The organism is Achromobacter semiaridum (assembly GCF_053543755.1).
This window is the reverse complement of sequence record NZ_JBLVOL010000005.1, coordinates 1-20,900: the sequence shown is the minus strand read 5'-3', so window position 1 is coordinate 20,900 and position 20,900 is coordinate 1. Positions and strand designations below refer to the sequence as shown.

General features: G+C 64.0%; 20 protein-coding genes and 1 pseudogene. 11 read left to right on the top strand and 10 right to left on the bottom strand.

Annotation, left to right across the window (positions count from 1 at the left end; genetic code table 11):
• Positions 1-44: 44 nt before the first annotated feature.
• The 6 genes and pseudogenes from ACNPP0_RS01385 to ACNPP0_RS01360 all read right to left on the bottom strand — a co-directional run bounded on the left by ACNPP0_RS01385 (position 45) and on the right by ACNPP0_RS01360 (position 5,807).
• On the bottom strand, positions 45-1,307 hold the full coding sequence (locus tag ACNPP0_RS01385) for a D-alanyl-D-alanine carboxypeptidase family protein (RefSeq protein WP_332609533.1): 1,263 nt from the start codon (positions 1,305-1,307) through the stop codon (positions 45-47).
• A 151-nt stretch (positions 1,308-1,458) separates the two neighbouring features.
• On the bottom strand, positions 1,459-2,112 hold the full coding sequence (locus ACNPP0_RS01380; RefSeq protein ID WP_448704811.1) for an alpha/beta hydrolase: 654 nt from the start codon (positions 2,110-2,112) through the stop codon (positions 1,459-1,461).
• Positions 2,113-2,298: 186 nt separating this feature from the next.
• Positions 2,299-2,898, bottom strand: a pseudogene (locus tag ACNPP0_RS01375) (ABC-type transport auxiliary lipoprotein family protein); the annotation flags it as partial.
• Entirely contained in the window at positions 2,895-3,851 is a 957-nt protein-coding gene (locus tag ACNPP0_RS01370) for an MlaD family protein (RefSeq protein ID WP_332609529.1), read from the bottom strand. The pseudogene ACNPP0_RS01375 and the gene ACNPP0_RS01370, both read right to left, overlap by 4 nt.
• Positions 3,838-4,677 (bottom strand): ABC transporter ATP-binding protein, encoded by an 840-nt coding sequence (locus tag ACNPP0_RS01365; protein WP_448704810.1) that lies wholly within the window; start codon positions 4,675-4,677, stop codon positions 3,838-3,840. The genes ACNPP0_RS01370 and ACNPP0_RS01365 overlap by 14 nt, the downstream gene beginning before the upstream one ends.
• The gene (locus tag ACNPP0_RS01360) at positions 4,677-5,807 is read right to left on the bottom strand and encodes an MlaE family ABC transporter permease (protein ID WP_120157284.1); all 1,131 of its coding nucleotides are present in this window, start codon (positions 5,805-5,807) and stop codon (positions 4,677-4,679) included. The genes ACNPP0_RS01365 and ACNPP0_RS01360 overlap by 1 nt, the downstream gene beginning before the upstream one ends.
• Positions 5,808-5,903: 96 nt before the next feature.
• Between ACNPP0_RS01360 and ACNPP0_RS01355 the strand changes: the two genes are divergently transcribed.
• The 7 genes from ACNPP0_RS01355 (at position 5,904) to ACNPP0_RS01325 (ending at position 11,455) form a co-directional block, all read left to right on the top strand.
• The gene (locus tag ACNPP0_RS01355) at positions 5,904-6,755 is read left to right on the top strand and encodes a biotin--[acetyl-CoA-carboxylase] ligase (protein ID WP_332609527.1); all 852 of its coding nucleotides are present in this window, start codon (positions 5,904-5,906) and stop codon (positions 6,753-6,755) included.
• A complete protein-coding gene (locus ACNPP0_RS01350; RefSeq protein ID WP_448704809.1) occupies positions 6,752-7,558 on the top strand; it encodes a type III pantothenate kinase in 807 nt (268 codons plus the stop codon). The genes ACNPP0_RS01355 and ACNPP0_RS01350 overlap by 4 nt, the downstream gene beginning before the upstream one ends.
• A 12-nt stretch (positions 7,559-7,570) precedes the next feature.
• The gene (locus ACNPP0_RS01345; protein ID WP_332609525.1) at positions 7,571-7,735 is read left to right on the top strand and encodes a hypothetical protein; all 165 of its coding nucleotides are present in this window, start codon (positions 7,571-7,573) and stop codon (positions 7,733-7,735) included.
• A 156-nt stretch (positions 7,736-7,891) separates the two neighbouring features.
• Complete coding sequence (locus ACNPP0_RS01340; protein ID WP_448704808.1) at positions 7,892-9,205, top strand: hypothetical protein; 1,314 nt, start codon at positions 7,892-7,894, stop codon at positions 9,203-9,205.
• Positions 9,206-9,217: 12 nt separating this feature from the next.
• The gene (locus tag ACNPP0_RS01335; protein ID WP_448704807.1) at positions 9,218-10,252 is read left to right on the top strand and encodes a glycosyltransferase family 2 protein; all 1,035 of its coding nucleotides are present in this window, start codon (positions 9,218-9,220) and stop codon (positions 10,250-10,252) included.
• A gap of 25 nt (positions 10,253-10,277) precedes the next feature.
• Positions 10,278-10,646, top strand: a complete 369-nt coding sequence (locus ACNPP0_RS01330) for a GtrA family protein (protein ID WP_189371405.1) — start codon at positions 10,278-10,280, stop codon at positions 10,644-10,646.
• 56 nt (positions 10,647-10,702) lie between these two features.
• Positions 10,703-11,455 carry an acyltransferase gene (locus ACNPP0_RS01325; protein WP_104142531.1) on the top strand — a complete coding sequence of 251 codons (753 nt, stop codon included), beginning with the start codon at positions 10,703-10,705 and terminating at the stop codon, positions 11,453-11,455.
• 27 nt (positions 11,456-11,482) lie between these two features.
• On the opposite strand, the gene ACNPP0_RS01320 is transcribed toward ACNPP0_RS01325, so the two are convergent.
• The 3 genes from ACNPP0_RS01320 to ACNPP0_RS01310 all read right to left on the bottom strand — a co-directional run bounded on the left by ACNPP0_RS01320 (position 11,483) and on the right by ACNPP0_RS01310 (position 15,142).
• Positions 11,483-12,841, bottom strand: a complete 1,359-nt coding sequence (locus ACNPP0_RS01320; RefSeq protein ID WP_332609521.1) for a 3-deoxy-D-manno-octulosonic acid transferase — start codon at positions 12,839-12,841, stop codon at positions 11,483-11,485.
• A 1-nt stretch (position 12,842) separates the two neighbouring features.
• Positions 12,843-13,880, bottom strand: a complete 1,038-nt coding sequence (waaC, locus tag ACNPP0_RS01315) for a lipopolysaccharide heptosyltransferase I (protein ID WP_332609520.1) — start codon at positions 13,878-13,880, stop codon at positions 12,843-12,845.
• Between the two features lie 158 nt (positions 13,881-14,038).
• Positions 14,039-15,142: a glycosyltransferase family 4 protein gene (locus ACNPP0_RS01310; RefSeq protein WP_448704806.1), complete on the bottom strand. Its 1,104-nt coding sequence runs from the start codon at positions 15,140-15,142 to the stop codon at positions 14,039-14,041.
• 244 nt (positions 15,143-15,386) lie between these two features.
• On the opposite strand from ACNPP0_RS01310, the gene pgi reads away from it, so the two are divergent.
• From pgi to ACNPP0_RS01290, 4 genes are all read left to right on the top strand, one after another.
• Positions 15,387-16,958: a glucose-6-phosphate isomerase gene (pgi, locus tag ACNPP0_RS01305; RefSeq protein ID WP_448704805.1), complete on the top strand. Its 1,572-nt coding sequence runs from the start codon at positions 15,387-15,389 to the stop codon at positions 16,956-16,958.
• A 94-nt stretch (positions 16,959-17,052) separates the two neighbouring features.
• The gene (locus ACNPP0_RS01300) at positions 17,053-17,622 is read left to right on the top strand and encodes an SRPBCC family protein (protein WP_332609516.1); all 570 of its coding nucleotides are present in this window, start codon (positions 17,053-17,055) and stop codon (positions 17,620-17,622) included.
• 33 nt (positions 17,623-17,655) lie between these two features.
• Positions 17,656-19,074, top strand: a complete 1,419-nt coding sequence (locus ACNPP0_RS01295; protein ID WP_448704804.1) for an MFS transporter — start codon at positions 17,656-17,658, stop codon at positions 19,072-19,074.
• Between the two features lie 18 nt (positions 19,075-19,092).
• A complete protein-coding gene (locus tag ACNPP0_RS01290) occupies positions 19,093-19,962 on the top strand; it encodes a DMT family transporter (protein ID WP_332609514.1) in 870 nt (289 codons plus the stop codon).
• Positions 19,963-19,971: 9 nt separating this feature from the next.
• Here ACNPP0_RS01290 and ACNPP0_RS01285 read toward each other — a convergent pair.
• On the bottom strand, positions 19,972-20,900 hold a 929-nt coding region (locus ACNPP0_RS01285; protein ID WP_448704803.1), incomplete at its 5' end, for a phospholipase D-like domain-containing protein.

Below are 20,900 nucleotides of genomic sequence, written 5' to 3'. Positions count from 1 at the left end.
TTACACCCGTGGCCGCGCGCGTGGCACGGCTCGGTGCGGTGCGCTTATTGGAACCAGCGCTTGACGGTGTCGACCATGCGGCCAAAGAAGCCGGCGCGTTCGACCGCGTCCTGCACGACCAGCGGTTCGGTGCGCAGCACCTTGCCGTCCAGCGTGAATTGCAGCGTGCCCACCTGTTGGCCCTTGGCCAGCGGCGCGATCAGCGGATCGGTGCGCTGGGCAACCGGCTTCAGGTCGCCGGCCTTGCCGCGCGGCACGGCAATCGACACGGGCTTGGGCGGACCCAGCTTCACGTTTTCAGCCGTGCCTTCCCAGACGCGCGCATCGATGCCGGGCTGGCTCTTGTCGAACAGCTTGACGGTGTCGAAGTTCTGGAAGCTCCAGTTCAAGAGTTTCAGGCTTTCTTCGGCACGCGTGGCTTCGCTGTCCGTGCCCACTACCACGACCAGGATGCGGCGGTCGCCGCGCACGGCGGTCGACACCAGGCAGTAGCCGGCCGAATCGGTATGGCCGGTTTTCATGCCGTCCACCGACGGGTCGGCCCACAGCAGGCGGTTGCGGTTGGGCTGCGTGATCTTGTTGTACGTGTAGCTCTTTTGCTTGTAATAGTGGAAGAAGTCCGGGTGATCGGTGATCAGGTGCGCGGACAGCGTGGCCAGGTCGCGCGTGGACGTCATGTGCTGCGGGTCGGGCAGGCCGGTGGCGTTCATGAAGTGCGTGTTCTTCATGCCAAGGCGTTCGGCTTCCTGATTCATCAGCGCGGCAAACGCCGATTCGCTGCCGCCCACGGCTTCGGCCAACGCCACCGAAGCGTCGTTGCCGGACTGCACGATCATGCCTTGGTTCAGTTCGTCGACCGTGACGGGCTTGCGCGGTTCGATGAACATGCGCGAACCACCCGTGCGCCAGGCGTGCTCGGACACCGGCACGGTCTGTTCCAGCGTCAGGCGCTTTTCTTCCAGCGCGTTGAACACGACGTAGGCCGTCATGATCTTGGTCAGCGATGCCGGCTCGACCTTCGTGTCGGGGTTGGAAGCGGCCAAGGTCTGGCCGCTGTTCACGTCGATCACGATCCATGCCTTGGCGGCGATGGTGGGTGCCGGCACCGCCGACACGTCACCCACCGGCACCGCGCCCGAGGCTGACGGCGCCGGCGCGGTGGTGCCCGCGGCGGCAGGGGCAGCGGCGGGCGCTTGTTGCGTCCAGGCCGGCATCGAGGCCGCAAGCAGCGCCGACAATACCGCGCCCGTCAGCAGACGGCGGGTAAAGACAGCGGGGGATTGAGCGGAGTAAGGCAAATTCTTCATCGGCAACGTGGGTCCAGGAAAGACGCCCGCCGGCGCGGGGCTAATGGCTGACAATTATAGGCAGGCGATTGGACCCGGCCGGTTCGCGCGGGGTTCCCGGTGCATTTAAAACATGCAACCTGATGCAACCTGCCGTCTTCGTATGGCCGATTCAGTCCAACGCGACCTTCAGCCGCGCCTGGATCAGCTGGCGCAGCACCAGCAGCTTGCCGTGAAAGAAATGCGATGCGCCCGGCACCACCACCACCGGTATCGAACGCGGACGCGCCCAGTCCATGGCTTCGGACAGTGGCACCACCTCGTCTTCTTCGCCGTGGACCATCAGCGTATCGGCGGGCACCTGCACTTCATGCGACTGAAACCGGTTCACCGCCGGCCCCATCAACATCAGCGCGGACGGCAGCTTGGCATCGCCCGCATCCGCCAGCGCGGCATAGGTTTGCGCCGCAACCGCGGTGCCGAACGAAAAGCCGGCCAGTACCCAGGGTGCGTCGGCCAGTTCGGGATGCAGCTCGCGCATTTGCGTCACCACGGCAAGCATGTCCTGGGTTTCGCCGACCGACTTGTCGAACACGCCTTCGGACTGCCCGACGCCGCGAAAGTTGGGGCGCACCGCCACCAGGCCATGCTGCACGCAGGCGCGCGACACGGTGGTGACCACCTTGTTTTCGCGCGCGCCGCCTTGCAGCGGATGCGGATGCAGGACCAGGGCCCAGCCTCGCGGCGTGCCGGCAGGCCAATCGACGGCGCAATCAATGCGGCCGGCGGCGCCGGTGAAGGCGTGGGTATCAGTGCGTGCGGACATGGTTCAACTCAACGTGCAAAAAGAAAATGAGGGAGTAAAGCCTTGGATTCAATTGCCGGGCCGTGACCCGGCAGAGGGATTGAATGCGGGCTCGAAGTTCGGTCCGGGCCGGGGGCCGAATCCGCGCCGGGGCGCGGTTTCTGACGTAGCACCGGATGCCACCGCGGAGGCGGGTTCGGACGTGGCGGCGGAGGCGCTTCGCACCGTCGCCGCCAACCATTGCGCCAGCTGATCCGAGGCCTCGTCCGTGGCTTGCCGCAGCGCCGCGACGCCGCCGGCGGCGTCTTGCGTCGGCGTCGGCACGCGCACCTGGATGCGCTTTTGATCGACGACGTTGCGGCCATTGAGCAGCACTGCCTGCAACAGGATGCGCCCTTCGCTGGACTGCCCGTCATCGGCATACACCTGTTCGAACTGCATCAGCGTCAGTTGCAGCTGCGGCATCTGAAGATTGACGCGGTCGGCCAGCACGGCGCCCTGACGAGACAAGCGGTCGGTGATGCGCTGGCGCACGAGTTCGGACGGCGACGAGGCCCAGCGGAACGTGGCATACGCCCGGGGCGCGGCGCTGTCGCCCACGCGCCAGATCATGCTGGTGTCCGACAAGGCGGGCGGCGCTTGCACGCTCATGGCGATCGGCCCACGCGCCGGTAGCGCCGGCACGGGCTTGGCGTCCAACCCCAGATCAAACACCGAAGGCGGCGCCGGCACGCGGCCGATGCCGCAGCCCGCCAAGGTCAGAGTCAGGGTCACGGTCAATAACAGTACGGCGCTGCGCATTTTCATTTGGGCTGTCTCCCGAATCCGGCAAAGCCGGCTTCGCCGGGCCCGGGCGCAACGGGCGCCGGGCCGAACAAGAACGATTGCGGCGTGCTGTCGACACGGCGCAGGGTGACGGTCGCGCCACGCGCGGCGGCGCTGACGTTGGTGGCCATATTGGTAACGGCGGGCAGGGTTTCGCCGTCCAGGCGCGCGGCGGCCAGCGCAATGTCGTTAAGGCTGCGCGTGGCGACCGACAAGGGGCCGTCGGGCGCATTCAAGCGCGCCAGCGCCTGCCGCGCCTGTTGCGCCAGGTCGGCGATTTCGCGCGCGGCGCGGTCCGCCTGGCGCGACGTCGTGCCCAGCGAGTCGATCAGCGGTCCCAGCTTCGCCATGGTGGGCGCGAGGTCGCGGCTGGCTTGCCGCAGCGACTGCGTGATGTCGGTGGCGTTCTGCAAGGTGGCGGTCAACGCTTGCACGTTCTGTTCGCTGAGCACGCGGCGCAGCTGCTCGGTGGCCTCTTCCACGTTTGATATCAGCTTGCCGCCCCGCTGCTCGATGCGGTCAAGAAAACCGGGGCGCAGCGGAATAGCGGCGGGATGCTCGGCGGACGAGGCCAGGCGCTTCAGCGACGAGCCGTCGTCGCGCAGTTCCACGTTGGACATCCCCGTCACGCCTTGTACGCCCAGCTCTGCCCACGTTGATTCGGTGATGGGCGTATTGGGCGCCACGCCGATGCGGATGCGCACCTGCCCCGGCTTGTTCGGGTTCAGCGCCAAGGACTGCACCTTGCCCACGGGCACGCCTTGATAACGCACCGCCGATTGCGGATTCAAGCCGCTGACGGCGGTGGCCGACACGATCTCGTACGTTTGCAGCTTGGTGCGGTCCCGCCCGATCCACACGGCGATCAGCGCGGCGGCGGCCAACAGGACCAGCGTGAAGATGCCGGCCATGAGCGCATGACTACGGTTTTCCATGATGCAACCCCTTCGGCGCCAGGTCTCCAAGCGCGCGCAAGCCGCGTTCGCCCAGAAAGAATGTATGAATGAACGGGTGATCGACCTTCAGGACTTCCTGCACCGTGTCGCACACAATCACCCGTTTGTCGGCCAGCACGGCGACACGCGTGGCCAGCGCCAGCAGCGTGTCCAGATCGTGCGTCACCATGACGACGGTAAAACCCAACTGCCGGTGCAGGCTGCGCACCAGGTCCACGAATTCGTCCGAACGCAGCGGGTCCAGCCCGGCGGTAGGTTCGTCCAGGAACAGCAATTCGGGGTCCAGCGACAACGCGCGCGCCAGCGCCACGCGCTTGACCATGCCGCCGGACAGGTCCGACGGCCGCTTGTCGGCATCCTTGGCGGATAGGCCGACCATGGCCAGCCGGCACATGACCACATCGCACACCAGGTCTTCGGGCACCGTTCGCAGCTCGCGCAGCGGCAGCGCCACGTTGTCGAACACGGACAGCGCCGAGAACAACGCCCCCGCCTGAAACAAAATGCCCCAGCGGTAAGACAGGCGCCGGCGCTCGCCGGGCGACAGGTCGAACAGCGAATGCCCCAGCACTTTGACGGAACCGGCGGCAGGCTGATCCAGACCGATGATTTGCCGCAGCAGCACCGTCTTGCCCGTACCCGATCCGCCCACCAGCACCAGGATTTCGCCGGGGAAGACGGTCAGGTCCAGGTTGTCGTGCACCACATGGTCGCCAAATGCCGTGCGCAGCCCGCGCACCGTGATAACGGGCTCGACGGTGACGCTGTCGTCGGTGAACAGGCGGTTCTGCGTGGCGCTGTTCATCAGATGCCCACCGAACTGAAGATGATGGCGTAGAAGGCGTCCAGCAGGATCACGCCGGTAATTGATGTCACCACGGAGGTGGTTGTGCCCCGACCCAGGCTTTCGGTATTGGGCTGGATGCGCAAGCCAAAGTGACACGCGATCAGCGCGATCAAGATGCCGAAGGTCACGCCCTTGAGGATGCCGATCCAGTAATTGGTCAGCGAGATGGCGTCGGGCAGCGACGTCAGGAACCACTGCGGCGAGATACCCAGCTGCATCTGCGCGGCCAACATGCCGCCCAGCAAGGCCATGGCATCCGTCCACAAGACCAGCAGCGGCATGGTCACCGCCAGCGCCAACACACGCGGCAGGATCAGGCGCTGCCCGTGCGAGATACCCATGACGCGCATGGCGTCCAATTCCTGCGTGACGCGCATCACGCCAATCTGCGCGGTGATTGCAGAACCGGACCGGCCCGCCACCAGAATGGCCGCCAGCACCGGTCCAAGCTCGCGCACGATGGACACGCCCAGCAGCCGCACGATGAAGCGGTCGGCGCCGATCATCTGTAGCTGCTGCGCTGACAGATACGACAGGACCACGCCAATCAGAAACCCCACCAGCGCCGTGATGCCCAGCGCCTGCGCGCCGGTGCGATACACCTGCGCCGAAATCTCGCGCCACGGCCCCAGGCGTGGCCTGCGCAGCATGGCGCCCAGGTCCAGCATCAATTGGCCCAGCATGATCAGCAGCGCCCGGCCGTTTTCGGCGGCTTGCAAGATGGCGCCGCCCAGGCCGCGGATCCAGGCAAAGGTTTCGGGCTTGGGCGGGGCCGTCTGGGCCTCGCCCTTGTTCATGGCCAGCGCGTTGAAAACATCCTGCTGGCCGGCCGACCAGCGCACCCGTTCGGGCAGCTTTTCGCCCCAGGCCTGCCAGATCAGCAAGGCGCCGATGGTGTCCAGCCGGCTGATGCCGTGCAGATCCCAGCGCACGCCTTCCTGGGCCGCGCGGGCCATGGCGGTGCGCCGGCGTTCGACTTCGCCGGCCTGTGCCAGGGCCAGGACGCTCCAGTCGCCCGCCACATGGCAGACTTTTCCGTCCAGACGGAAAGGCGCGGCGGCGGACGCGGACGAAGCGGAATGCGGCATGTAGGCGGGGCACCGGATGCAAAATGTATCGCCAATGATAAACGCTTGCGCCCCGAAAGACCGCGCGTGCCGGCCGCGTGCCCTACAATCGCCGCCATGTCCGAACACGTCCGCCCTATCGACCTGCCCGCGCCGGAAGCCCTGGCCCGCGAGCTAGGCCAGCGCCTGCCTGTATTCCAAGACATCAGCTGGACCGGCAACACCGGGTCGACCAATGCCGATCTGCTGGCGCGAGCCCGCTCGGGGCTTGGCGCGGCCAAACCCTGGCTGTTGGGCACCCATCTGCAAAATGCCGGCCGCGGCCGCGCCGGCCGCCCTTGGCAAAACCGCGCGGGTTCGACGCTAATGTTTTCGTGCGCGTACGACGTGCACTTGCCCGCCGCGCAATTGCCTGCGCTATCTCCCGTGGCCGGCGTCGTCGCCTGCGAGGCGCTGCGCGCCGTTGCCGGGCCGCGTGCGAACGGCCTGTGCATGAAGTGGCCGAACGATGTGCAGTGGCACGACGCCAAGCTGGCCGGGGTTCTGGTGGAAACGACCCGCAATCCAGGTGGCCGCGAGGCCGGTTACACCGTTGTCATCGGCATGGGTGTCAATTTGCGCGACGCGGCAGAGCTGTCCCGCGCGCTGGATCGCGATGTGGCCGACTGGACCCAGGTGCAGGCCGATTCTGACCGCCTGCCCGACGCCGCGGACCTGATCTGCGCCAGCGCCACCGCCTGGCATGACGCGGTTCAAACCTTGGAACGCGAGGGTTTTGCCGCGTTTCAGCATCGTTTTGACCGGGTCGACGCGCTGGCGGGCCGGCCGGTGAACGTGCTGGAAAAAGGCGATATCCTACTTAGCGGCACCGCCTGTGGCGTGGACGCACATGGCCGCCTGCTGGTGCAAACGCCCCAGGGCGCCACACCGATCTCGATCGGTGAAATTTCGATTCGACGCCAAGCATGATTATTCTTATTGATTCCGGCAACAGCCGTTTGAAGGTGGGTTGGCTGGACGCCAGCAACCGCGATATGCCGCGCGAGCCGGCGGCGGTCGCCTTTGACGGCCTGGACCTGGATGCGCTGGATGGCTGGCTGGCCGCACTGCCACGCCGTCCGCTGCGCGCGCTGGGCGTAAACGTGGCCGGCGAAGCCCGCGGCACGGCAATCGCCACCATCCTGCAAAAACACGGTTGCGCCGTGACGTGGTCGCCCTCGCAGGCGACGACGCTGGGGCTGGTCAACAGCTACCGCGTGCCGACGCAATTGGGCGCCGACCGCTGGGCCTCGCTGCTGGGCGTGCTGTCGCGCCTGCCCGGCGCGCACCCCCCCTTCGTGCTGGCCAGTTTCGGCACCGCGACCACCATCGACACCGTCGGCCCCGACAACGTGTTCGCGGGCGGCCTGATCCTGCCGGGCCCCGCGATGATGCGCAACGCGCTGGCCCACGGCACCGCCAACCTGCCGATCGCCAACGGCCAGGTCGTGGCCTACCCCGTCGATACGCACGAAGCCATTGCCTCGGGCATTGCCGCGGCCCAGGCGGGCGCGGTGGTGCGCCAATGGCTGGCGGGCCGCCAGCGCTATGGACAGACCCCGCAGATCTACGCGGCGGGCGGCGGCTGGCCCGAAGTGCATCAGGAAATAGAACGCCTGCTGGCCGATGCCGGCGGCGCATTCGGCGCCGCGCCGGTGCCGGTGTACCTGGACCACCCCGTCCTGGATGGCCTGGCCGCGGTGGCCCGCGCCACCCTGGACACCCACGCCTGAGCGAGGTCCGCCATGCGAGTGCTCTTCATCCTGATCCTCTTGGCGAACCTGTGGGTGCTGGCGCTGGGCCAAGGCTGGATCGGCGTGCGGCCGGAAGACGAAGGCCGCGATACAAGGCGGTTTGGTCAGGAATTGAATGCGGATGCGGTGAAGCTGGTGGGGCGGGCGAATTCGTAATATTGCAGGTCGGCGCGTAGAATTGCGCCGCCCCGGGCAAGCCCGCTGGCAGCACGCCCTATTGCGCGACCTGGCCTCCCATCGACGGCCCGCATCGCCGACCAGATTTGAAGGAATGAAATGACATCTGCAGTGCCGATTAGCCAGAAGCCCGCGATGCCCTTCATCGTCGTGTTCCTGGGCTATTTCCTGATCCTCGCGGCCTACGTGAGCTATATGAGTCACCCTACCGGACAGGTCGACGCATTCGCCACTACGGCCCGGGACCTGCTCAAGTTCATCCCGTCAGACCCCGGCAGTTTCATGACCGGCGCAATGAACATCGCCGACAAGGGGTGGATCTCGCCGGAGAACAACTGGATCACCAGTTTCTGGCCGCCCGGCTTCCTGCTGGTTGAAGCGGGGCTGATCAAGCTGATTGGCCTGGACACCCCCTATTTCGTGTACACCATCCAATTGCTGGCGTGCGCCGCATGGGCGGGGGTGCTGGGCAAATTCAACAAGGTGCTGCGCACGTTCGTCGGGGCACCGCTCGCATGGCTGCTTCCGCTGCTGCTCTTCGCGCCGTCCGTTGCCCGGTCCTTCCTGCTAGAGCCCGGCCGTGTCATATATGGCGAAACGTTTTCCATCGCATTTTTCTTCCTGGGCGTGCTGTGCGCACTGCAGGCATGCGCCGTGGCCCGACCGCGCAAGCTCGCCATTGCTGCGGGCGTTAGTATCGGGCTGGCGGCTTACTTCCGATCACAATTCGAATTGTTTGTGCTCGGCCTGACCTTTTGGCTGCTAGTGGCATGGCTATGGAGCCTCGTACGCGCCAAGCACCGACCGGCGAAGAGCCGATGGATGGGTATCGCCCTGACGGTGGTCATTTCTGCCCACGTCGTCATGGCGCCCTGGCGGATTTATCATCAAGTCACCATGGGCAGCCCCAAATGGGTCTACACCGAAACACTGTCGTTTTCGACGTCGGTCATGAGCCGCGAGCACCTGCTCAGCCAGGGCGGCGAATTCATCATCGAGGGCGGTGGCGGCCTGACCTGCCGAATCGACCCCACGACGTGCGGGCGACTAGAGGAAGCGCCCCAACTTTTCGTGCGCACCTTGCTGAGCCACCCGCTGGAATGGCATGCGATCAAATTCGGCATCATCGGCAACTATTTCTACGCCAGCCAGCAAGACATGGGGCGGGCCACAACGCAAGCCACGGGATGGGACACGGTCACGAACATCTTCTTCCTGATCGCCATCATCGTCGCACTCCTGGCGGGCGTGGCGCTGGCGCGCCGGCGGTCGATGTATGCCCCGGTGCTCAATTGGGCCAACGCCACCATCGTGTCTGCGTACTATTTAATCTTTATGGTGCACCAGTATGAGGTCCGCTACTTCTACTTCGGCAAACTGTACGCCACGCTGATCGCTTTGATCGGGCTGACCCTACTTTTCACGCAGCAAAAACACAAGACCAACTAAGCCGATATCGCCATGACAAGCGCAACTGGACATCACCCCGCAGACCCGCCCGAAACTGGCGGAGGCAGCCTGGAAGTCTCCATCGTCATCCCGGTTTATCGCAGCGAATCAATCCTGCCCAAGCTGGTCGCAAAAGTGGCCGAGGTAATGGGCGCGCTACAGATGACGGATCGGTTCGAACTTGTACTGGTCAATGACTGCAGCCCCGACAACAGCTGGAAGGTCATTACCGAGCAAGCAGCGCTACATCCGTTTATCAAGGGTATTTCGCTACGCAAAAATTTTGGCCAGCACAACGCGGTTATGGCCGGCCTGCATCACACGAACGGCCGATACGTAATCCTGATGGACGACGACCTGCAACACCCGCCCAGCGCAATCGGCAAGCTGCTCGACGCGCTGCGTTCGGGCTACGACGTCTGCTACACCAACTATGTCGGCCGGCAGCATGCCTTGTGGAAAAAGGTGGGCAGCAAGTTCAATGATCTTGTCGCCACCTATGCACTGCGCAAGCCCAAAGGCCTGTACCTGTCGTCCTTCAAGGCGCTGCGCCAGGAAGTGGTGCAGGAAGTGGTCCGCTACGACGGCCCCTACGCGTACGTAGACGGTCTGATCCTGGACGTCACAAATTCCATCACGTCAGTGGATATCGAGCACCAGGCGCGGCTGGAAGGCGAAGGCAACTACAACCTGCGACGGTCGTTGTCGCTGTGGATGAAGATGCTAACCAGCTTTTCGATTCTGCCTCTGCGCTTTGCCACCTGCGTCGGTTTTTGCATGTCCGCATTCAGTTTAATCATGATCCTGGTGATCACCGTGCAAAAGTTCATGCACCCGGATTACCCCCGCGGCTGGACCTCACTGATCGCCACCATCCTGCTAGTTGGCGGCATCCAGACGTTGTGCTTGGGCATGATCGGTGAGTATCTGGGCCGCGCCTACCTGAAAATCAACCGCAAGCCGCAGTTCGTAGTGGCTCGCACGACCTTCAAGAAAAGCACACCGGCCGCCGTCCTGCCTGCCGCTCAAACCGATCATCATGTCTAGATGGAAAAACGAGGTGGGTCGATTGATGCGCTACGCCATCAGCGGTGGCCTAAACACAGTGGTCGGGTTTGGCATCATCTTCGCATTGATGGGGTTGGGCGTCTCTGCTGTGCTCGCCAACATCATCGGCTACACAGTAGGCTTCATTCAGAGCTTTTTCTTTTCCAAAAAGTTCGTTTTTCGAAGTGATGGAAAGATGGCTAGCGAAGGGCTGCGCTATCTTTATATGTTCGTGATCTGCTTTTTGTTGAACCTGGCGGTCCTGAAGATTTTGCTGGCTTACGACGTTAGACCTTTGCTGGCGCAGCTGGCCGCCGCTTGCACGTACAGCGGCTTCATGTATGTGCTGTCTGCCTGGCTGGTATTCCGCCCGAAACGACAGGACGACATCTAGCCCGGCCGCTGACCTTTTCTGGCATTGCCAACGTAGCATTTCCCCAGGAGATAATAATGATTCACCCATCCGCCATTGTGTCCTCAAAGGCAAAGATCGGCAGCAATGTCACGATCGGCCCCTTCACCATCATTCACGACAACGTCCAACTGGGCGATGGCACGAGCATCGGCTCGAATTGCGAGATCGGGCACCCGACACCGCTTGCAAAGGGCCAACCCCTAGTGATCGGAGCGAACAGCTTGATTCGTTCGCATAGCGTGTTCTACGAAGGATCTACCTTCGGCGAAAAGCTGGTTACTGGCCATCGCGTTACGGTGCGTGAAGGCACTCAGGCTGGCAAAAACCTGCAGATTGGCACCCTGAGCGATATCCAGGGCACATGCCAGATCGGTGACTACGTCCGCTTCCATAGCAATGTGCACATCGGCCAGCAGTCGAAGATCGGTAACTACGTATGGATCTTTCCGTACGTCGTGCTGACCAACGACCCCCATCCCCCGAGCGACATCATGCAAGGTGCCACGCTTGAAGACTATGTCGCCATCGCAACCATGTCGATCATTCTGCCCGGGGTCACCGTCAAGCAAGGCGCGCTGGTGGGTGCCCATAGCTCGGTCAACCGGGATGTGGAACCGGATACCGTTGTAGCTGGCAGCCCGGCCAAGCTGATCTGCGAGACCAGCAAGATCAAGCTGAAGGATGGCTCGCAGGCCAGTGCTTATCCTTGGCGCAGGCACTTCCATCGCGGCTACCCGGAGGCGGTCGTCGCCGCATGGTTGAATGAGTTTCCCCGCGACGCGAGCTGAGCGTCATCGTCGCCAGGCGCGTAACGGTCAGCACAACCAGGGAGTGAGCGCCTGCATCGTGCGGGCGGTCGCTCCAGCATGCCGCGCAGACCACCGTCGAGCTGCTTGGCCGGCTGCCTGACGCGACCCACTATTGACGAGCAGCGCCAAAGCCGTATCGACAGCAGTTGAAGCGTTCTCTGTTCGCAGAGCGGCGCCCGCCGCAATCGCGTCTTCGGCCGCTTGCAGGAAATTAAACGTGTGCGGCCCTACGATGACCGGCACTCCCGCCGCACACGCTTCGATCAGATTCTGGCCGCCCAGCGGCGCAAAGCTGCCTGCCACGATGGCCACGTCTGACGCCGCGTAGTAGAAGGCCATCTCCCCCAGCGTGTCGCCAAGCAGCACAGACGTTTGCGCCTCGGGTTCGCTGCCGCTGCTACGCCGGACGAACGGCAATTGCGCGTCGCTCAACTGTTGAGCCGCCTCGTCAAAACGTTGCGGGTGACGCGGAATCAGGACGAACAGCGGCGCGCCCGGCTGGCCGCTACGGCGTTTAATGGCCTCGATGAAGAGCGCGTCCTCGCCCTCGCGCGTGCTGGCAATTGCGATCACCTGGCGGCCCAGATGGGTGCGCCATGCCTTACCCGCCTGGACCTGTGCCGCGGGCAACACCAAGTCGAATTTCAGGTTTCCGGTGACGATCGGCTCGGGCGCGCCCGCGTGCTTCAGACGCCCCGCGTCTTCGGCGGTTTGCGCCAACACCAAATCCAGCCCGGCCAGCGCTTCGCGCATCACGCTGCCCATGCGCCCAGCCTGCCGCAATGACGACGCGGAATAGCGGGCGCTGACCAGCGCCATGGGTACCAGCGCACGTCGTGCGGCGGCCAGCAGGTTCGGCCATATCTCGCGTTCGATGAGCAAGCCGCAGCGCGGCTGATAGCCCTGCATGAATCGGCGGGTCGCGCCTGGAAAATCGTAAGGCAGCCAAACCTGACGCAACTGCCCCCGCGCGATGGCATCGGCGAACAAACGCTGCCCCTCAGCACGGCCGGTGGCGGTCATATGGGTCAAGAGTACGGGCAGACCACGGTCAAGCAAGGCGTGCAGCAGCGGCTGTGCGGCACGCGTCTCGCCCAGGCTGACGGCGTGCACCCAGACGGGCGTTGACCAGGAGAAACGGGCAGAAATGGGATCAGAAGCGGACGCGAAACCGACCGAAGTTGAAGCAGAAGCCGACGCCGGAACTAAACCTGAAGCTGAAGGTGGTGATTCAACCGCGTGGCCGAAACGTTCACGCGAGAACACGCCCCACTCGCCGCCGGCACGCTTGGCGCGACGCGCCATCCATAACCAGAGCAGCGGGGCCAACGCCCGCAGTGCCAGCGTGTAGACGCAGCGGTTCATGTCACTGCGCGGCCAGCGCCTGTTCAACCGACGCCATCACCGCTTCGCGCGATGGCGAAGCACCCCGGTCGCCCAGACTGGCGGTGTAGTTCGACCCGACCAGCGGGGTGCGAACCGGCGTGGAGGCGCGGTAGATGCCGATGGTCGGCCGGCCCAGCGCGGCGGACAGGTGGGTCAGGCCGCTGTCCAGACCGACCATCAAGCGCGATCCGGCCAGCAGCCGCGCCACGTCGGTCAGATCCATGCGCGGCATCACTTCGGCGCCTTCCATGCCGGCCACGAGCAGGCTTGCGCGCTCGGCCTCGGCGTCATTGCCCGCCAGCAGTTTCAGGGTGCAGCCGGCTTCGCGCAGGCGGCGGAATACCGCGCGCCAATCCTCTTCGGGCCAGAGTTTGTCGTCGCGGCTGGCCGACGGCATGATCACCGCGTAACCCCGGTCATTGTCCAAATGATGCAGGCGCGGCAGTTCGGCGGCATTCAAGCCGTCGCTGCCGACTTCAACCACGGGTTCGACGGGCTGACTGGCCTGCCGCACAAAATTCTGCAATCCAAAGTCCGGCAGCCCGGCATGCTGGTAGCCAAAGGTCAGCGCCGCCAACTTGCGCTGTCGGATCACGGCAGGCTGCCAGAATTCCACGCGGTGACGCACGTTGTAGAACAGCGACGCCAAAGGCTCACGCGCCGACCGCCAATCCAGCCCGTGCCGCACGCCGCGCGCCTGACGCACCAGCCAAGCAGATTTCAGCAGCGCCTGCATATCCAGCACGATGTCGTATTGAGTGGATCGCAGGCGTTCTTTAAGCGCGCGGCGCTCGAAGCGCACCTGCGACGACCACCAAGACTTGCGCCAGCGCCGATGGGCGACCTTGATGACTTCATTGACGGCCGGATGCCACGACGGGATCTCGGCAAACGCTTCCTCGACGATCCAATCGATCTGTGCGTCAGGCACATGCCGGGCAATATCGGTGATTGCCGGAAGCATGTGGACGAGGTCGCCCAAGGAGGAGGTGCGAACGATGAGGATTCGTGTGGGCATAATGATTCGAGCTTGGCGCCGCCCTCGACCCGATGTTGGCAGGCGCCGTTCAACGCAGCCCGCACTGTACAACAACATTGCTGGTTACAGCGACGCCCGCTCCAGCCAACCCATTGCCCCAAATTCCGGGCAGTGGTGGTTAAGGAAACCGGTGCCGGTCAATGGCGCTTTTTCTTCTTTACGATCATCCACTTGGGCATGCGAAACAGCACCAGGCGGCGATAAAGCACCACATAGGTGGTGGAGAAAACTGCCGTGAAGAACATTAACAGATAGGGCTGCTGCCAGAACAATACGGCCGGAATCACTGCCAACGACGAAAGCAACCACAGGTACGGCGACGTCATGGAATTGCGCTGCGTTTGATGCCGCATTTCGCGCGAGCCGATGGCCCAGCGCACAAGGCGCTTGTAGATCAGCATATGCAGGTGCACCCCGTCCGGAGCGCCGGGCGAGCGGCCCCGCAGCCACTTTTTCCGATAGATGGAAAACAGGGTTTCGAATACCGGATAAATACACAGCAGCAACGGAAACCATGCCGACACTTCCGGGTGACGCGCCAACATCAGCACTGACAACTCACCGATCATGAACCCCAGGAAGTAAGCACCGCCGTCCCCAAGGAATATGTGCCCGTGCGGATAATTCCAAACCAGGAATCCGATAATGCCGCCCAGCGTGCTCAATGCCACGATCAACAAAAACCGATCGCCGAGATAAAACGAGACGTAGGCAAACCCGGCCAAGATCATTGCGGACACCACGGCCGCCAGACCGTTATACCCGTCGATAATGTTTATGGCATTGGCGGCACCCCCGATGGCAATGGAGGTAAAAATCAACGAAATAAGGCCGAACTGCAACAGCCAGTCGATTCCGATAATGTCGACACGCGTCACAGCCGCGCCAAGCAGATAATACGCAATGCCGCCCGACAACATTGCAAGTCCAAGCCGCACCAAAACCCGCACTTGTTTGGTCAGATCCTCGGCGAAGCCCCCTAGAAATGCCGGCATCGAGGCCGCCAACAGCAGCACCATGTTCGGAAGGACGTCCGGCTCGCGCACTGCCACCAAGGCGCACGTGACGCCGCTGGCGATCAGCAAGGACAGTCCGCCGATGCGGGGCACAGGCTTCGAATGGTACTTCTGCACGCCCTCCAGATCGTGGTCAGCCGTCAGGCCGTCGTGCCAGGAACGGTAGCGAACGATCAGCAAGGTCGAAAACAACGAAACCAGAAACGCTACAAGAACGTACAGCATAAAAAACCGCGCCGGAGGGAGAATCGCGGAATTGTAGCGTCAGACGCAGACAAGGCATGAAAACAATATGGACAGCTTTGCAAAAGAATGGAAACGCGGCTTGCAAAATAAAAAGGGCCTGTTTAGCGCCTGATCAACCGGCTAAACTCGCGCATCTGCAGAATTGCGCGCACCGCGCCCGCCTCCGACTGACGAGACGCGTCTGGACTTGGACATCAGTATCAAGACGTATTTACAAAAAAATATGCTGCCTTTAAAACCCGTTGAACTTGCGAAGCTACCGCGCCTTCCCGAATGGCAAGCGTTCTGTCAGGCCGTCCAGCACGGCTCGATCTGCACTGACGAACTACGCCTGTTGCACGCTGCCGGACTAACCATCGACCTTAGTGCGCAGGTCTCGTCGCCGGATGCCCGCGCTGCCGCCACCGCCCTGCTCCAAGCCCGTGGTTTCGACCAGGCACGCGCGGCCCTGCTGGCCGGCGACCACGTCAATAAGACAGAAGACCGCGCCGCCTGGCACACCATGCTGCGCGCGCCGGAACCCATTGAAGCCGTCGCCTGCGAACACCAACGTGTTCGGGAATTCGTGGAACAGGCGGACGCTCAGGGCAAATGGAAAGCGGTGATCCATATTGGTATCGGCGGCAGCGACTGGGGCGTGCGCTTGGCCACGGACGCGTGCAGCGGTAGCGGCGCTCGCCGAGCCCTGAAATTCGTGGCCAATATTGACGGGCATGCCCTTGAAGACGCCATCCTGGGCCTGAATGCCCAAGACACTCTTTTGGTCGTCACATCCAAATCCTTCACGACGGCAGAAACGCTGGCCAACCTGCGGCGCGCCGTGGACTGGCTGGCACAGGCGGGCGTGGAACGGCCGTATGAGCAGGTTGTGGCGATCACCGCCCGCCCCGACGCCGCCCGCGCGCTGGGAATTCCGTCTTCGCAGGTCTTCGAATTCTGGGATTGGGTGGGCGGCCGATATTCCTTGTGGTCCGCCGTGGGCTTGCCAGTGGCCATGGCGGTCGGGATTGACGTCATCGAAGGCATCCGTGCCGGCGCCGCCACCATGGACGAGCACTTCGCCCAGGCGCCCATTGCGGAAAACGCGCCCGCGCAGCTTGCGCTGGCCGGCGTCGCGAACCGCAGCGTGCTCGGATATGGGTCACTCAGCATCGCCGCGTATGACGCGCGCCTGCAATTCCTGGCGCCCTATCTACAACAGCTGGACATGGAATCGCTGGGCAAATCCGTGGATATGGCCGGCGACCCCGTGGGCGTGCCCACCGGCCCGTCGGTGTGGGGCATGCCCGGCACCGACGGCCAGCACACCTTCTTCCAGTGGCTGCACCAAGGCACGGACGGCGCGGCGGTGGATTTCATCATGTGCCGCGAAGCCGCCCACCAATGGACCGAAGAACACGCGATGCTGCTGGCCAATTGCCTGGCCCAACGCCAGACGCTCCTGCGGGGTACGTCGCTGGATGCGGATCGCGACGCCATGCTGGCCCAGGGCATGCCCGCGGACAAGGCCGAATGGCTCGCGCGCCATCGCCGACACGAAGGCGGCAGGCCTTCTACGCTGATCGTGTTGCCGCGCCTGACGCCGTACGCGCTGGGCGCGTTGCTGGCACTGTACGAGCACAAGATCTTCGTACAAGCGTTGATCTGGGGGATCAACCCCTTCGATCAATGGGGTGTCGAGGCGGGCAAGAAAATGGCCAGCGGCATCCTGCGCGAATTGCATGGGCAAGGCCAAAACGCCGATCACGATCTTTCGACCCAGCATTGGATTTCGGTTCTGACGCAGGGGCGCTAATACCTCCGTACCGGCATCGGCGCAGGGCCCCAAGTAGCCAAACCTGCTGTTTGGGAACAGAATGTGCACATAAAGCTTCTAAAAGGAGACTGCCATGCGCATTGCCGATGCCCAATGGATTCCTTCGACGCAGCACCAGACATGGGATGCGTTGACGGACCCGAGAGTCTTGCAGAAGTGCATACCGGGTTGCGTGGAAGTTGCGATGCGCAGCCCTACCGAGTACGCCGTCACCCTGCGTGCCAATATCGCGGGGATCGACACCGACTACGAGGGCGAGATCCTGCTCTCGGACGTCAACGCCCCCGACAGCTGCACCCTGGTGTTTGAAGGCAAGGGCCGTGCGGCCTGCCTGGCCATCGGCACCGCCCAGGTCAATCTCAGCACCAAGGACCAGGGCACCCGCGTGGCCTATACCGTGGCCGGCATGGCGGGCGGCAAGTTGGCTGAATGTGGCGAAGGGCTGCTGCTGAAAGCCGGCGAGAAGATCATCCAGAAGTTCTTTGCCGCGTTCATCGACCACATGGCCGTCCAGCCGCGGATTGCGCCGCCGCCCCCTCCCCCCGAACCTGAACCTCGCGGCGTGTCCAATTCCCGCTGGTCATGGCTGCTGGTCGTGGTGATCATTGCGGTTTTCTGGGGCTACCACTCGTTTTACAAGTGAAAACCCTAGTGGGCCGGTGATATCCTAGGCGGCATGACTCCGCCGCCGACACCGACCCAGCCCGCCGCCGATCCCGCCCGCTCCAAGAGGGATTTGCTGATGGCCATGGCGGGGGTTTCCGCAACCGTGGTGCTGGCCGCGCTGGATTCCACCATCATCAGCACCACGCTGCCGCGCGTGGCCGAGGCGCTGAACGGCATGGCCCTCTATGCCTGGGTCGGCACCGGCTACCTGCTGGCCACCGCGGCGTCCATCCTGATCTTTGGCCGGCTGGGCGACATGTTCGGCCGCAAGCCGCTGATGCTGGTTTCCGTGCTGATCATCGCGCTGGGCTCAATTGCGTGCGGGCTGGCGCAGTCCATGACCCAATTGATCGTATTCCGCACCCTGCAAGGGGTGGGCGGCGGCATGATGATTGCCACCGCTTTCGCGGCGCCGGCCGACCTGTTTCCCGATGCCAAGCAGCGCGTGCGATGGATGGCGCTGGTGTCCGCCGCCTTTGCCATGGCCAGCGGTATCGGCCCGGTACTGGGCGGCGCGGCCACCCAGGCGTTGGGCTGGCGGGCGGCATTCTTCATATCTCCCGTTGCGGCCGCAGGCGCGTTTTTCCTGTTGGCCCGCTACTTTCCCCGTATTCGCCCCATCCATGACGGCAGCCGCAAGATCGACTGGGTGGGCGCCATTTTGCTGGTTCTGGCCGTGGGCGCGCCGCTGGCCGCGCTTGAACTGGCGTTTGCGCGCGGCGAACATGCGCACCCGCTGCTGGGCGGCATGCTGGCGCTGGTGGGCATCGCGGCCATTGCCATCCTGATTCCTACCGAGCGCCGCGTGAAGTCGCCCATCTTTCCGCTGCGCGTGCTGGCCGGACAAGAATCCAAACTGCTGAACCTGGCCGCGATGATGGTGGGCGCGGTGATGTTCGTGCTGATCTTCTACAGCCCGCTGCTGTTGCAGCAGGTGCTGGGCTACACCCCCAGCGAAGCCGGCCTGCTGCTGACGCCGCTGGTTGCCGCGATCTCGGTGGGCAGCATCATCAACGGGCGCATGTTCCCCAAGCAGACAGAGCCGCAGCGCCTGATGGTGTTTGGCGGGCTGCTGCTGGCCGCCGGGACGCTGATGGTGTTGTTGATTTCACCCGGTACGTCGGCGTGGTGGATCCTGGCCGCCTTCTTCGTCAACGGATGCGCGCTGGGCTTTCTGCTGCCCAACCTGACGCTCTTCATGCAGATGCTGAGCGAACGCCGGGACGTGGGCGTGGCCTCCGCGCTGGTGCAGACCACACGGGCCATCGGCAGCGCGCTGGGCACCGCGCTGGTCGGGATCATGATTTCGCATGGCACGATACTAAACGGAGTGCGGGCCGGGCTGGTGTTGTGTATTGTCCTGTCCCTGTCCTGTGCGCTGCTGGCGTACCGGGTCAAGATGAAGAACCTGGTCACCAGCCGCAAATAAGGCTCACCGAGACACACCATGCGTCAACGCAATTTGCTGGACCTGCTGCTGCTGGCAGGGGTCTGGGGCGGTTCCTTTCTGTTCATGCGGCTTGCCGTCAACGATTTCGGGCCCGTCGCCCTGATCGAACTTCGCGTCGGCCTGGCCGCGCTGTTCCTGCTGCCCGCCGCGATGTGGCGCGGCAAGCTGCCCATCATTGCGCGGCACTGGAAGGCCCTGCTGGTGGTTGGCACCCTGAACGCCGCCGTGCCGTTCCTGTTGTATGCCTATGCGGCGCAATCATTGGGCGCCGGGTTCTTGTCCGTGGCCAACGCGGTAACGCCCGTGTGGGGCGCCGTGGTGGGATGGCTGTGGCTCAAGGACAGGCTGCCGTGGATGCGGTCGCTGGGGCTGCTGATCGGCTTCGTGGGCATCATCGTGCTGGTGTGGGACAAGCTGAACTTCCAGGCCGGGGGCACCGGCCCCGCCGTGCTTGCCGCCGTTTCCGCACCCGTTTTCTACGGCCTTGCCGCGAACTGGACGAAGCGTTTCCTGACGGGCGTGGACGCGCTGGCCAGCGCCACGGGCAGCATGATCGCGGCCTCGCTGGTGCTGCTGCCGTTGGCCGTGTCCGCCTGGCCGGAGACGCCCGCGTCGATGACGGCGTGGATATCCACGGTGCTGCTTGCCGTGGTGTGCACCGGCGCGGCCTACATCATCTTTTTCCGCCTGATCGCCAACGTGGGCCCGACCGGCGCGGTCAGCGTCACGTTCCTGGTGCCGATCTTCGGCGTGGTGTGGGGCGCGTGGTTGCTGGACGAGAGCATCACGCCGTCCATCGTGGTGGGCGCCGCAATCATCCTGGTCGGCACCGCATTGGCACTGGGACTCGTCAAGCGGCGGGCGTGATCCGCCGCGTCAGTATTTATCCGACGAGCCCGTCAGCGCCACGCCGATGCGCAGCAGCGTGTAGGACGCCGCATCCACCCAGCGTCGCAGCCAGCCCCGGCGCTGATAGTCCAGCGGTCGAATGAAATTGCCGCCTTCGCGGATGGCCGTTTCCAGGCGCTCTTGCAGGTCCCAGGCAAAGGGCTGATCGTCGACGACGACGTTGGCCTCGCGCGCCAGCAGCAGGCTGAAGGGATCCAGGTTCGACGAGCCCACCGTCGCCACGTTGTCGATCACGGCAACCTTGGCGTGCAGGTAGCTGGGCATGTACTCGTAGATTTCAATGCCGTCGCGCAGCAGCTGATCGTACAGCGAGCGCGTGGCGTGATACTGCATGCGGTATTCGACCTTGCCTTGCAACAGCAGGCGCACGCGCACGCCCCGCGCGGCGGCCTTGGCCAGGGCGCGGCGAAACTGCCGCCCCGGAAAGAAATACGCGTTGGCGATGAGAATGTCGCGCCGAGCCTGGGTGATGCCATACAGGTAAGCGCGTTCGAACGTCTGGCGAAAGCGCAGGTTGTCGCGCAGCACCAGCGCGGCGCGCAGCGTGCCGCAAGGCTTGACGTGCGCGTGGTGCGGCTTGGTCAGCCGCATGCGGTTCCAGTCGCGCGGATGGCGGCGTAGCCGCGCCCAGTTCAGGCGTACCCACAGCAGGTCTTGCGCATAGGCCGCCTCGGTGACCAGCGGCCCTTCTACTTGCACCGCGAAGTCAAAGCGCGGGCCGGGGATGCCGTCGGTGGGGTCCAGGTCGTCGTAATCGTCCACGACATTGATGCCGCCGATGAATGCGATGCTGCCGTCCACCACGGTCACCTTGCGGTGCAGGCGACGCAGCCGGCTGCGTGATGGGATGTAGCGCGCAAACCAGCGTGGTTCGGGCCGGAAGATGCGGCATTGGG

What these genes read in the sequence shown, in the direction of transcription:
- ACNPP0_RS01355 (WP_332609527.1), top strand. Translation starts at nt 5,904, where the DNA reads ATGTCCGAACACGTCCGCCCTATCGACCTGCCCGCGCCGGAAGCCCTG.
- ACNPP0_RS01385 (WP_332609533.1), bottom strand. Translation starts at nt 1,307, where the DNA reads ATGAAGAATTTGCCTTACTCCGCTCAATCCCCCGCTGTCTTTACCCGC.
- ACNPP0_RS01365 (WP_448704810.1), bottom strand. Translation starts at nt 4,677, where the DNA reads ATGAACAGCGCCACGCAGAACCGCCTGTTCACCGACGACAGCGTCACC.
- ACNPP0_RS01310 (WP_448704806.1), bottom strand. Translation starts at nt 15,142, where the DNA reads ATGCTGTACGTTCTTGTAGCGTTTCTGGTTTCGTTGTTTTCGACCTTG.
- ACNPP0_RS01370 (WP_332609529.1), bottom strand. Translation starts at nt 3,851, where the DNA reads ATGGAAAACCGTAGTCATGCGCTCATGGCCGGCATCTTCACGCTGGTC.
- ACNPP0_RS01320 (WP_332609521.1), bottom strand. Translation starts at nt 12,841, where the DNA reads ATGAACCGCTGCGTCTACACGCTGGCACTGCGGGCGTTGGCCCCGCTG.
- ACNPP0_RS01330 (WP_189371405.1), top strand. Translation starts at nt 10,278, where the DNA reads ATGCGCTACGCCATCAGCGGTGGCCTAAACACAGTGGTCGGGTTTGGC.
- waaC (WP_332609520.1), bottom strand. Translation starts at nt 13,880, where the DNA reads ATGCCCACACGAATCCTCATCGTTCGCACCTCCTCCTTGGGCGACCTC.
- ACNPP0_RS01290 (WP_332609514.1), top strand. Translation starts at nt 19,093, where the DNA reads ATGCGTCAACGCAATTTGCTGGACCTGCTGCTGCTGGCAGGGGTCTGG.
- ACNPP0_RS01335 (WP_448704807.1), top strand. Translation starts at nt 9,218, where the DNA reads ATGACAAGCGCAACTGGACATCACCCCGCAGACCCGCCCGAAACTGGC.
- ACNPP0_RS01345 (WP_332609525.1), top strand. Translation starts at nt 7,571, where the DNA reads ATGCGAGTGCTCTTCATCCTGATCCTCTTGGCGAACCTGTGGGTGCTG.
- ACNPP0_RS01300 (WP_332609516.1), top strand. Translation starts at nt 17,053, where the DNA reads ATGCGCATTGCCGATGCCCAATGGATTCCTTCGACGCAGCACCAGACA.
- ACNPP0_RS01360 (WP_120157284.1), bottom strand. Translation starts at nt 5,807, where the DNA reads ATGCCGCATTCCGCTTCGTCCGCGTCCGCCGCCGCGCCTTTCCGTCTG.
- ACNPP0_RS01295 (WP_448704804.1), top strand. Translation starts at nt 17,656, where the DNA reads ATGACTCCGCCGCCGACACCGACCCAGCCCGCCGCCGATCCCGCCCGC.
- ACNPP0_RS01380 (WP_448704811.1), bottom strand. Translation starts at nt 2,112, where the DNA reads ATGTCCGCACGCACTGATACCCACGCCTTCACCGGCGCCGCCGGCCGC.
- ACNPP0_RS01325 (WP_104142531.1), top strand. Translation starts at nt 10,703, where the DNA reads ATGATTCACCCATCCGCCATTGTGTCCTCAAAGGCAAAGATCGGCAGC.
- ACNPP0_RS01340 (WP_448704808.1), top strand. Translation starts at nt 7,892, where the DNA reads ATGCCCTTCATCGTCGTGTTCCTGGGCTATTTCCTGATCCTCGCGGCC.
- pgi (WP_448704805.1), top strand. Translation starts at nt 15,387, where the DNA reads ATGCTGCCTTTAAAACCCGTTGAACTTGCGAAGCTACCGCGCCTTCCC.
- ACNPP0_RS01350 (WP_448704809.1), top strand. Translation starts at nt 6,752, where the DNA reads ATGATTATTCTTATTGATTCCGGCAACAGCCGTTTGAAGGTGGGTTGG.